The sequence below is a fragment of the Streptomyces sp. C genome, from assembly GCF_000158895.1.
Taxonomy (GTDB): Bacteria; Actinomycetota; Actinomycetes; order Streptomycetales; family Streptomycetaceae; genus Streptomyces; species Streptomyces racemochromogenes.
On sequence record NZ_GG657752.1, the window covers coordinates 262,428 to 274,500 of the forward strand.

Genomic DNA, 12,073 nt, shown 5'->3' on the forward strand with positions numbered 1-12,073 from the left:
ATCCGGAGATCACACCCATGAGCACCCCCTCGGAAAAGGTCGTCGAAGCGCTGCGGGCGTCGCTGACGGAGACGGAACGGCTGCGCCGGCAGAACCAGCACCTGGTGGACGCCGCGCACGAGCCGATCGCCGTCGTCGCCATGAGCTGCCGCTTCCCCGGCGGCATCGAATCCCCCGAAGACCTCTGGGAGTTCGTAGCCAAGGAGGGGGACGCCGTCTCCGGCTTCCCCGACAACCGCGGCTGGGACCTCGGCGACACGGGAACGGTGCGCGAAGCCGCGTTCGTCCCCGACGTCGACGAGTTCGACGCCGCGTTCTTCGGGATCTCGCCGCGCGAGGCCCTCGCCATGGACCCGCAGCAGCGGCTCCTGCTGGAGGCCTCGTGGGAGGCGCTGGAACGGGCCGGCATCGACCCGGTCCGGCTCAAGGGCACCCAGACCGGCGTCTACATCGGCGCCTCCCAGCCCTCGTACGCCCAGAGCCTCGGAGACGAGGCCGAGGGCGCCGAGGGGCACCTCGTCACCGGCTCCGTGGCCAGTGTGATCTCCGGCCGGCTCTCCTACACGTACGGCTTCGAGGGCCCCGCGGTCACCATCGACACCGCGTGCTCCTCCTCCCTGGTCGCCGTGCACCTCGCGGCCCAGGCGCTGCGCCAGGGCGAGTGCTCGCTCGCCCTGGCCGGCGGGGTCACCGTGATGGCCTCCCCCGGCCTGTTCGTCGGCTTCAGCGCCCAGGGCGTCATGGCCTTCAGCGGCCGCTGCAAGGCGTTCGCGGCCGGCGCCGACGGAACCTCCTTCTCCGAGGGCGTCGGCCTGGTCCTGCTGGAGAAGCTCTCCGACGCACGCCGCAACGGCCACGAGGTCCTCGCCGTCATCCGGGGCTCCGCCATCAACCAGGACGGCGCCTCCAACGGCCTCACCGCCCCCAGCGGCAAGGCCCAGCAGCGCGTCATCCGGGCCGCCCTCGCCAACGCCCGCCTCACCCCCGACCAGGTCGACGCGGTCGAGGCCCACGGCACGGGCACCACCCTCGGCGACCCCATCGAGGCCAACGCCCTGCTCGCCACCTACGGGCGCGGCCGCCCCGACGGGCAGCCGCTGTGGCTCGGCTCCATCAAGTCCAACATCGGGCACACCCAGGCCGCGGCCGGCGTCGGCGGCATCATCAAGACCGTCATGTCGCTGCGCCACGGCGTGCTCCCCAAGACCCTGCACGTGGACGCGCCCTCCCCGCACATCGACTGGGCCGCCGGCGACGTCGAACTCCTCCTGGAGTCCCGCCCCTGGCCCGAGACCGGCCACCCGCGCCGGGCCGCCGTGTCCTCCTTCGGCCTCAGCGGCACCAACGCGCACGCCATCCTCGAAGCCGCCCCCGAAGCAGCCGGGGCCCCCGCCGCCGCCGAGCGGCAGGAGGACCCGGCCGCCGCCCCGGCGGTGGGCACCGGCGGGCCGCTGCCGTGGCCGCTGTCCGGCAAGGGGGCGGCGGCGCTGACCGCGCAGACCGCCCGCCTGCGGCAGTTCGTCCGCTCCGACACGACGCTGCGCCCCGAGGACGTGGCGCTCTCCCTGGCCGCGACCCGGTCGGCGTTCGACCACCGGGCCGTGGCGTTCGGCTCCAGCCGCGAGGAACTGCTCGCCGCCCTCGACTCGCCCGCCGCGGCGGGCGTCGCGGACGCGGGCGGCAAGACCGTCTTCGTCTTCCCCGGGCAGGGCTCCCAGTGGGCCGGCATGGGTGTCGAACTCCTGGACTCCTCGCCGGTGTTCGCGGCGCGGTTCGCGGAGGTCGCGGCGGCCGTGGAGGCGCACGTCGACTGGTCGGTGGAGGAGGTGCTGCGCGGTGACGGGGACGCTCTCACCCGGATCGAGGTGCTCCAGCCCGTCCTGTTCACCGTGATGGTGTCCCTCGCCGAGCTGTGGCGTGCGGCGGGCGTGGTGCCCGACGCCGTCGTCGGCCACTCCCAGGGCGAGATCGCGGCGGCCGTCGTCTCGGGCGCGCTGACGCTGGAGGACGGCGCGAAGGTGGCCGTGCTCCGCTCGCAGCTCTTCGCCGACGAGCTCGTCGGCAACGGCGCCGTCGCCTCCCTCTCCCTCTCCCGAGCCGAGGCCGAAACGCGCATCGCCCCCTACGGGGACGCCCTGTCCATCGCCGGGATCAACGGCCCGGGCGCGGTGACGGTGGCCGGCGAGGTGGCCCCGCTGGAGGAGCTCGTCGCCGCGCTGGAGGCCGAGGGCGTCCGCGCGAAGATCGTGCCGTCCACGGTGGCCTCCCACTGCGCCCAGGTGGAGCCGCTCAAGGAGCGGATCCTGGACCTGCTGGGCTTCGTCGAGCCCCGGACGGGTTCGGTCCCGCTGTACTCCACCGTGACCGGCGAGGTCCTGGACGGGCCCGAGCTGACGGCCGCGTACTGGTACGAGAACTGCCGCCGGCCGGTGTCGTTCGAGCCCGTCGTCCGTGCCCTCCTCGCCGACGGCTTCCGGGCCTTCGTGGAGTCGAGCGCGCACCCGGTGCTCACGTACGGGCTGGTGGAGACGGCCGAGGCCGCGGGCGCCGACATCCTGGCGACGGGCACGCTGCGCCGGGGCGAGGGCGGCCTCGCCCGGTTCACCACCTCCCTCGCGACCGCCTGGACCCGCGGCGTCGACGTCGACTGGACCGCCGTCCTCACCGGCCGGGACGCCACCACCGTCGCCCTGCCCACGTACGCCTTCCAGCGCCAGAGCTACTGGCTCAAGCCCGCCCCCGTCCGCCCCGAGGCGCCCGCCGCCGGACCCGCCACCGCCGACGAGACAGAGGCCCGGTTCTGGGCGGCCGTCGAGGCCGAGGACCTGGAAGCCCTGGCCGGCACCCTCGACCTCGAAGAGCGCCGCGCCCTCGGCGAGCTGCTGCCCGCCCTCGCCACCTGGCGGCGCGGACAGCAGGCCCGCTCCACCCTCGACTCCTGGCGCTACAAGGCCGCCTGGACCCCGCTGACCGCGGCGCCCGCCCCCACCGCCCCGGCCGGCACCTGGCTGATCGTCACCCCGCCCGCCGCCCAGGGCGTGGCCGGCACGGTCGCCGCCGGCCTCGCGGCCCACGGCGTCGAGACCGTCGTCCTGGAGACCGACCCCGCCGGCGCCGACCGCGGCGCCCTCACGGAGCGGCTCGGCGAGGCCACCGCGGCCCTGCCCGGCCTCGGCGGCGTCCTCTCCCTCCTCGGCCTCGACGAGGCGGCCGGCGCCACCGGCACCCACGTCCTCGTCCAGGCCCTGGCCGACGCCGGGATCACCGCCCGGCACTGGGCCGCCACCCGGGGAGCCGTCGCCGCCGGCCGCGCCGACGCCCCCGCCGTACCGGCACAGGCCCGCGTCTGGGGCCTCGGGCGGGTCGTCGCCCTCGAACAGCCCGCCGGCTGGGGCGGCCTCGTCGACCTGCCGGCCACCCTGGACCAGCGCGCGCTCGACCGGCTCGCGAAGGTCCTGGCCGGCGGCTACGGCGACGAGGACCAGGTCGCCGTCCGCACCAGCGGCGTCCTCGGCCGCCGCCTGGTGCGCGCCCCGCTCGGCGACCGCGAGCCCCTGCGCCGCTGGGAGCCGTCCGGGACCGTCCTGGTCACGGGCGGCACCGGAGGCGTCGGCGCACAGGTCGCCCGCCGCCTCGCCGCCACCGGCGCCGCCCACCTCGTCCTCACCAGCCGGCGCGGCGCCGAGGCACCCGGAGCGGCCGAACTCGCCGCCGGGATCCGCGCCCTGGGCACCGACGTCACGCTCGCCGCCTGCGACGTCTCCGACCGCGACCAGCTCAAGGCGGTCCTCGACGCGATTCCCGCCGACCGGCCGCTGACCGCCGTCGTCCACGCCGTCGGCGTACCCCAGTACACCCTCGGCACCGAGACCACGGCCGCCGAGTTCGAACAGCTGTCGGCCGCCAAGGTGGCCGGGGCCGAACACCTCGACGCCCTCCTCGACGGCACCGACCTCGACGCCTTCGTCCTCTTCTCCTCCAACTCCGGCGTGTGGGGCGCAGCCCGGCACACCGCCTACGCCTCCGCCAACGCCTACCTCGACGCGCTCGCCGAACGGCGCAGGGCCCGCGGCCTCACCGCCACCTCCGTCGCCTGGGGAGCCTGGGGCGGCGGCGGCATGATGGAACTGGAAGGGGCCCAGGAGTACATGCGCCGCCGCGGCGTCCTCGAAATGGACCCGCAGGCCGCCCTGAACGCCATGGTCCAAGCCGTCGAACACGACGAGGCGTTCGTCGCCGTCGCCGACGTCGACTGGGCCCGCTTCGCGCCCGGCTTCACCTCCGAGCGCCCCAGCCCCCTGCTCACCGACCTCGTGCCGCAGGCCGCGCCCACCGCACCCCAGCCCGTCGACGAATCCTCCTCCGCCCTCGTCCGCGACCTGCGCGCGGCCACCCCCGGCGAACGCACCACCCTGCTGACCGACCTCGTACGCGCCCAGGCGGCCGCCGTGCTCGGCCACGCCTCCGGCGAGGCCGTCGAGGCCGGCCGGGCCTTCAGGGAACTCGGCTTCGACTCGCTCACCGTCGTCGAACTTCGCAACCGGCTCACCGCCGCGACCGGACTGACCCTGCCCGCGACCCTGGTCTACGACCACCCGAACCCGGCCGCCCTCGCCCGGTTCCTCGGCGCCGAACTCCTCGGCACCGGCGAGCAGGACACGACCGCGCCCGCCGCCGGCCACGACGCCGCCGAGGACGACGACCCGGTCGTCATCGTCGGCATGAGCTGCCGCCTCCCCGGCGGCATCGAGACCCCCGAACAGCTGTGGCAGGCCGTCTCCGAGGGCGAGGACCTCGTCGGGGACCTGCCGCGCGACCGCGGCTGGCGGATCGCCGACCTCCCCGCAGGAGCCGAGGACGGCGGCGAGGAGGGCTTCCAGGCCGTCAAGACCCTCGGCCAGGCCGGACTGCTGCGCGGCATCGGCGAGTTCGACGCCGCCTTCTTCGGCATCTCCGAGGCCGAGGCCCTCGTCATGGACCCCCAGCAGCGGATCCTCCTCGAAACCGCCTGGGAGGCGTTCGAGCGCGCCGGGCTCGACCCCCGCGGCCTCACCGACGAACAGATCGGCCTCTACATCGGCGTCGGCTACCAGGGCTTCCTGCCCACGGAGCGGATCCCCGAGGAGAGCGAACCGCACTTCGGCAGCGGCATCGCCCCGGCCATCGCCTCCGGCCGCGTCGCCTACGCCCTCGACATCCACGGCCCCACCCTCACCGTCGACACCGGCTGCTCCTCGTCCGGCGTCGCCCTGCACCTGGCCGTCCAGTCGGTCCGGCGCGGCGAGTGCGCGATGTCCCTCGCGGGCGGCGTCACCGTCCTGTCCGCCCCCGTCGCCTGGCACCACATGGGCGGCGCCGCCGCCGACGGCCGCTGCAAGCCGTTCTCCGAGGACGCCGACGGCACCGGCTGGGGCGAGGGCGCCGGCATGGTGCTCGTCGAACGCCTCTCCCGGGCGCGCCGCCTGGGCCACCCGGTCCTGGCCGTCGTACGGGGCTCCGCCGTCAACCACCACGGCGCCGGCAACGGCCTCACCGCCCCCAGCGGCATCTCCCAGCAGCGCCTCATCCGGCAGGCCCTGGCCGACGCCGGCCTGAGCGCCCTGGACGTCGACGCGGTCGAGGGCCACGGCACCGGAACCCCGCTCGGCGACGCCATCGAGGCGGAGGCCCTGCTGGCGACGTACGGCCAGGACCGCCCGGCCGACCGGCCGCTGCTGCTGTCGACCGTCAAGTCCAACATCGGCCACCCCCAGTCCGCGTCCGGCGTCACCGGCGTCATCAAGACGGTGCTGTCCCTGGGCCACGGACTGCTCCCGCCGATGCTGAACGTCAAGGAGCCCACGAGCCGCGTGGACTGGTCGGCGGGCGCCGTCCGCCTGGTCACCGAACCCACCGCGTGGCCGGAGACCGGCCGCCCGCGCCGGGCCGGCGTCTCCTCGCTCGGCGCCAGCGGCACCCAGGCCCACCTGATCCTCGAAGCACCGCCCGCCCCGGAGCCGGCCCCCGCCGCCCCGGCCCGCACCAACCCCGACACCGTCGCGGTCCCGCTCTCCGGCCGCACCCCGCAGGCGCTGCGCGCGCAGGCGGCACGCATCGGCGCCGCACTCGCCGGGGACCCCGCCCTCGACCCCGCCGACGTCGGCTTCACCCTGGCCACCGGCCGGGCCGCCTTCGAACACCGCACGGTGCTGCTCGCCGCCGGGCGCGAGGAACTCCTCGCGGCGCTGGCCGCCGTCGAGCGGGGCCGGGAACACCCCGCGGCCGTCACGGAGGGCACCGCGCGGATCGCGTTCACCGGGGCCGTACGCGGCCTCGCGGACGACCTGTACGCGGCCCGGCCCGTCTTCGCCGACGCCTGGGACGCCGTACGCGCCCACCTCGACGTCCGGCTGGCGGCGCCCTTCCCGGCCGCGGCCGAGGCCTTCGCCGAGGAAGTCGCCCTGTTCCGGCTGTACGAGAGCTGGGGCCTGGCCCCGCAGGCGCTGCTGGTGTCCGGCCCCGGCCGGCTCGCCGCCGCGCACGTCGCGGGCGCGCTCACCCTGGAGCAGGCCGTCGAGGCGCTGGCCGTCCTCGCCGACGGCGGAGAGCCCCGGGTGACGGGCACCGCACGGCCGGAAATCGCCCTCCTGGACGCCGACTCCGGCGAACCGCTGGGCGAGGACTGGACCGAGGGCCTCGCCGAGGCACTGACCGCCGCCCCGGCCCCCGCCCCGTCCCCGGACCCGTCCCCGGACCCGTCCCCGGACCCGGCGGCCGGCGGGCCGCTGGCCCTCGCCGCGGCCTTCCACAGCGCCGGCGAGCCGGTCGACTGGGCCGCGGTCTTCGAGGGCAGCGGCGCCCGCGCCGTGGACCTGCCGACCTACCCCTTCCAGCGCGAACGGTTCTGGATCTTCGGCTGAGCCCTCCCCGCACACCCCCGATACCCGTCCACCCCCGGTCCTGACGCCGGGGGTGGACGCGTTCCGGGACCTGCCCGCCCGGTGTCTTAAGCGCGGCTTTAAGCCATCCGCCTACGGTCACGCCCGCGTACGTACACCGATCACGACGCACACCCGTCACGACCGTGGAGGACCACCCATGCTGGACGAGCAGAAGCGCAAGGAGATCGTCGCGGAGTACTTCCGCAAGGTGAACGAGGGCGACATCGACGCCATCCTCACCCACTTCACCGAGGACGCCCGGATCGAGGACCCGGTCGGCCGCGAGCCCCGCGTCGGCCGCGCCGCCCAGCGCGAGTACTTCCACAGCAACATCGCCGCCGAGGTCACCGTCGCCCCCGGCCACGCCTCCGTCGGCCAGGACGGCAAGCAGGTCGCCGTCCCCGTCGCCGCGACGATGACCAACATCCTCGACCCGAACCGCACCCGCACCAACATCAACGCGGTCGACGTCTTCACCATCAACGCCGACGGCCTGATCGAGGACATGCGCGTCTTCTGGGGCATGAGCGACATCGGCGTCTGAGCCACCCCACCGCGCCGCCGAGCCCCGGCGCACCCGACCGGCGATCACCAAGGAGAGGTACGGAGATGAGCACCCCCGACGAGCACGGCGACCTGTGGATCCGGCGCTTCCACCCCGCGCCGGAGGCGCACCACCGGCTGGTGCTGCTGCCGCACGCCGGCGGCAGCGCGTCCTTCTTCTTCAACTTCTCCAAGGAGCTGGCCGGGCACGCCGAGGTACTGGCCGTCCAGTACCCGGGCCGCCAGGACCGCCGGGCCGAACCGCCCCTGGACGACGTGGCCGCCCTGGTGGAGGAGATCCACCGGGCGCTGCTGCCCTGGACCGACAAGCCGCTGGTGCTGTTCGGGCACAGCATGGGCGCGGTCCTCTCCTTCGAACTCGCGCGCAGGTTCGAGCGCGAGGGCGCCCCGCCGGCCGGCCTGATCGCGTCCGGCCGGCGCTCCCCGACCGTCCGGCGCGAGGAGAACGTCCACACCCGCGGCGACGACGCGCTGATCGCCGAGATCCGGGCCCTCAGCGGCACCGACGCGGGCCTGCTGGCCGACGAGGAGCTGCTGCGCATGGTCCTCCCGGCGATCCGCAGCGACTACAAGGCCGTCGAGACCTACCGCTACCTCCCCGACGGCCCCGGCCCGGCCCTGAAGTGCCCGGTCAGCGTCCTCACAGGAGAGTCGGACCCGCGCGTCAGCGTCCCCGAGGCGATGGAGTGGCGGGAACTGACCAGCGGTGAGTTCAGCCTGCGCACCTTCCCCGGCGGGCACTTCTACCTGACCCCGCAGCAGGCCGGCGTGACCCGGGCGGTCATCGAGGACCTCGCGGCCTTCACCGCGGTGCCGGCGGGGCGCTGACGCCCGCGTGCCGGCCGCGGCGTACCCGACCGACCGAACGAACCGAGATGGGTGTCCCCATGCAGACCAAGGTGCAGTTCAGCGCGGCCACGAGGAACCTCCTCGTCGCCCTCTACTCACGGGCCCATGACGCCAAGTCGGGGCGTCCGATCCTGAACGACCGCCTCGCGGTCCGCGCGGTCGAGTCCATCGAGGACTACGACGAGCTGAAGACACAGCTCAAGATGCGCGACGACGACGCCATCTCCCTCGCCATCCGCGGCAAGGAAGTGGACCGCTGGGTGCAGGACTTCCTGGACCGCAACCCGCGCTCCGTCGTGCTCCACCTCGGCGCCGGCCTCGACGGCCGCGTCTTCCGCATCGACCCCTCCGACGACGTCGAGTGGTACGACCTGGACCTGCCGGAGGTCGCCCAGCTCTACCGCGACCTGTTCCCGGAGCGGGACCACCACCACGTCATCGGCGCCTCGGCCCTCGACCCGCACTGGCTGGAGGACGTACCCGCCGACCGGCCGGTGCTCGTCGTCGCCGAGGGCGTCCTCGTGTACTTCACCGAGGACCAGGTCCGCGACCTCGTCACCCGGATCACCGGCCGGTTCCCCCGGGGCGAGCTGCTGTTCGACGCCTACACGCCGTTCTCGGTGAAGGCGATGAACAAGCACTGGACGGTCAAGGCGACCGGCCAGCGGTTCGTCTGGGGACTGGAGGACCCCAAGACGCTGGAGGAGTGGGACCCGCGGATCGAGCACAGGATGGAGTGGACCTTCACCGACTCGCCGTACGTGTCGCACATGCCGTGGACCTCGCGGATGATGTGCAAGGTCATGAACGTGATCCCGGTGCTGCGGAAGTACAACCGCGTGATGCGCTACACCTTCTGACGACCCGCTGGCAAGGGGCCCGGGAGCCGTTCGGCTCCCGGGCCCCTTCCGCGTTCCCGCCCGCCGGGGGGCGCGGGGCAACCCCTATCCGGAACCCGTACGCACCCCTGAATCAGGCCATGAATACGCCCCCTCATTGCTCCGGAAAGGTGATCGGCGGAATGCTGATCCGGGCCGCGACCCGGCTGCGGTGCCGTCGTCTTGGGGGGTCGTACGGATCGTACGGACGACGACTCCGAAGGAAAACGACATCGTGAAAGGTGGTGTGCGGTGGCACCCAGCGAGAACGCAATCGCCGCGACAGGACTGACCAAGAACTTCGGGAAGTTCCGGGCACTCGACGGACTCGACCTGACCGTCCGCGAAGGCGAGGTGCACGGCTTCCTCGGCCCCAACGGGGCCGGCAAGTCCACCACCATCCGGGCCCTGCTGGGCCTGCTGAGGCTGGACGGGGGACAGGCCACCCTCCTCGGGAAGGACCCCTGGGCCGACGCGGTGGAGATCCACCGCAAGCTCGCCTACGTCCCCGGCGACGTGAGCCTGTGGCGCAACCTCTCCGGCGGGGAGGCCATCGACACCCTCGGCGCCCTGCGCGGCGGCATCGACCAGGCCCGCCGGACCGAGCTGATCGAACGCTTCCAGCTCGACCCGACCAAGAAGTGCCGCACCTACTCCAAGGGCAACCGGCAGAAGGTCGCCCTCGTGGCCGCCTTCGCCTCCGACGCCGAACTCCTCATCCTCGACGAGCCCACCAGCGGCCTCGACCCGCTGATGGAGGCCGTCTTCCAGGACAGCGTCAAGGAGGTCAAGCGGCAGGGCCGCACCGTCCTGCTCTCCAGCCACATCCTCGGCGAGGTCGAGGCCCTGTGCGACCGCGTCAGCATCATCCGCAAGGGCAGCACCGTCGAGACGGGCACCCTCACCGAGCTGCGCCACCTCACCCGCACCTCCCTCTCCGTCGAGTCGGAGCGCGCCGTCACCGGCGTCGAGGGCCTCGCGGGCGTCCACAACGTGCGGGCCGAGGGCAACCACCTCAGCTTCGACGTGGACAACGGCAACCTCGACACCGCCCTGACGCACGTGGCCTCCTTCGGCGTGCGCGCCCTCACCAGCACCCCGCCCACCCTCGAGGAGCTCTTCCTGCGCCACTACGGCGACCACGTGGAGGAGATCGGCGAGCAGAAGACCGGGCGGCGCGCCAAGGCGGGAGCGGGCGCGCGATGAGCGAGTACGCCAACACCCAGCCACTGCTCAAGCTGGCGCTGCGCAGGGACCGCATCCAGCTGTCCGTGTGGCTCTACGGCACCGCGGCGCTCGCCTACAGCGCGGCCTCCAGCGTCGGCAAGACCTACGCCGACGAGGCCGCCCGGGCCGACGCGGTCAAGCTCCTCACCGACAACCCGGCCCTGCTGCTCACCCGCGGCGCGCCCGTCGGCACCAGCGAGGGCGCCCTCGCGATGGTGCAGGTCCTGACGTTCCTGTGCGTCCTGGCCGGCCTGATGAGCACCTTCGCCGTCGTACGGCACACCCGTCAGAACGAGGAGAGCGGCCGCGCCGAACTCGTCGGGGCGGCCCCCGTCGGACGGCAGGCGGGCCTCGCCGCGGCCCTGCTGCTGGCCCTCCAGGCCAACGTGGGCCTGTTCATCTTCCTCGGCATCGTGCTGCCCCTGGCCGGGCTGTCCATCGGCAGCTCGCTCGTGGCCGCCGCGGCCGTCGCCGCGACCGGACTCGCCTTCGCGGGCGTGGCCGCCGTCACCGCCCAGCTGTCCGGCACCTCACGGGGCGCCAACTCGCTGGCCGGCGCGTTCATCGCCGTCGCCTTCCTGATCCGCGGCATCGCCGACGCGGGCGGAGAGGTCCAGGCGTCCGGCACCGTCGTGGAGAGCACCTGGCTGTCCTGGCTGTCGCCCATCGGCTGGGCCCAGCGGACCAGCCCGTTCGGCGAGGACAGCTGGTGGGTCCTCGTGGTCCCGCTGCTGTTCGCGGCCGCCACGGCGACCGTCGCGCTGCGCCTCTCCGCCCGCCGCGACCTCGGCGCCGGCGTGTTCGAGGACCGCCCGGGTCCCGCCTCCGCCGCACCCGGCCTGCTCGGCCCCTACGGGCTGGCCAGGCGCCTGCACCGCGGCTCGCTGATCGGCTGGGCCGTGGGGATCGCCGTGCTCGGCGCGGTGATCGGCGGCATGGGCAAGTCGGCCGGGGACGCCCTGAAGGACAACGCCGACCTCACCGAGACCCTCGGCAAGATCGGCGGCGGGGGCGGCGCCCCCGTGGACACCTTCTTCGCCTCGATGATGGTCATGGTCGGCGCGATCACGGCGGGCTTCGTCGTACAGGCGCTGCTGCGGCTGCGGGCCGAGGAGACCTCCGGACGACTGGAGGCCCTGCTGGCCACCGCCGTCGGGCGGGGCCGCTGGGTGGCCGGCCACGTGGCCGTCGCCGTCGCGGGCTCGCTGATCCTGCTGCTCGTCGCCGGACTGGCCGCCGGCCTCACCTACGGCGCCGCCGCGGGCGACGTCGGCGCGGGCGTGGCCGACCTGACCGGTGCGGCGCTGGTCCAGGCCCCCGCGGTCCTGGTCCTCGCCGGCGTCGTCGTCCTGGTGTTCGGCCTCGCGCCGGCGGCCTCCTCCGCCACCGCGTGGGGGGCGCTCGCCCTCTGCCTGGTCGTCGGCCAGCTCGGCGCCCTGCTGAAGCTGCCCCAGGCGGTGCGGGACCTCTCGCCGTTCAGCCACCTGCCGGCCCTGCCCGCGGTGGACGCCGAGGCGCTGCCGCTGGTGCTGCTGACCGCCGTGGCGGTGCTGCTCCTGTGGGCGGGCACCGCCCTGTTCGGACGGCGCGACCTGGCCGCCTGACCCGCGCGCCACGACGCGGCACACACGCGGA

At 74.5% G+C, this 12,073-nt stretch carries 6 protein-coding genes; all 6 read left to right on the forward strand.

Annotated features, from left to right (window positions below; all coding sequences use genetic code 11):
• Positions 1–17: 17 nt before the first annotated feature.
• The 6 genes from SSNG_RS41560 (at position 18) to SSNG_RS37175 (ending at position 12,042) form a co-directional block, all read left to right on the forward strand.
• Entirely contained in the window at positions 18–6,899 is a 6,882-nt protein-coding gene (locus tag SSNG_RS41560; RefSeq protein WP_007269144.1) for a type I polyketide synthase, read from the forward strand.
• A 178-nt stretch (positions 6,900–7,077) separates the two neighbouring features.
• Positions 7,078–7,464, forward strand: a complete 387-nt coding sequence (locus SSNG_RS37155; RefSeq protein WP_042804885.1) for a nuclear transport factor 2 family protein — start codon at positions 7,078–7,080, stop codon at positions 7,462–7,464.
• 65 nt (positions 7,465–7,529) lie between these two features.
• Positions 7,530–8,312, forward strand: coding sequence for an alpha/beta fold hydrolase (locus tag SSNG_RS37160; protein ID WP_007269146.1), 783 nt, complete (start codon positions 7,530–7,532; stop codon positions 8,310–8,312).
• Positions 8,313–8,371: 59 nt separating this feature from the next.
• Positions 8,372–9,193 (forward strand): class I SAM-dependent methyltransferase, encoded by an 822-nt coding sequence (locus SSNG_RS37165; RefSeq protein ID WP_165365102.1) that lies wholly within the window; start codon positions 8,372–8,374, stop codon positions 9,191–9,193.
• A 270-nt stretch (positions 9,194–9,463) separates the two neighbouring features.
• Entirely contained in the window at positions 9,464–10,417 is a 954-nt protein-coding gene (locus SSNG_RS37170; protein WP_007269148.1) for an ABC transporter ATP-binding protein, read from the forward strand.
• Entirely contained in the window at positions 10,414–12,042 is a 1,629-nt protein-coding gene (locus SSNG_RS37175) for a hypothetical protein (RefSeq protein WP_007269149.1), read from the forward strand. The genes SSNG_RS37170 and SSNG_RS37175 overlap by 4 nt, the downstream gene beginning before the upstream one ends.
• Positions 12,043–12,073: the final 31 nt, after the last annotated feature.

Bases quoted from the DNA above. Each gene is read 5' to 3' on its own strand.
- SSNG_RS41560 (WP_007269144.1), top strand. From the start codon at position 18: ATGAGCACCCCCTCGGAAAAGGTCGTCGAAGCGCTGCGGGCGTCGCTG.
- SSNG_RS37155 (WP_042804885.1), top strand. From the start codon at position 7,078: ATGCTGGACGAGCAGAAGCGCAAGGAGATCGTCGCGGAGTACTTCCGC.
- SSNG_RS37160 (WP_007269146.1), top strand. From the start codon at position 7,530: ATGAGCACCCCCGACGAGCACGGCGACCTGTGGATCCGGCGCTTCCAC.
- SSNG_RS37165 (WP_165365102.1), top strand. From the start codon at position 8,372: ATGCAGACCAAGGTGCAGTTCAGCGCGGCCACGAGGAACCTCCTCGTC.
- SSNG_RS37175 (WP_007269149.1), top strand. From the start codon at position 10,414: ATGAGCGAGTACGCCAACACCCAGCCACTGCTCAAGCTGGCGCTGCGC.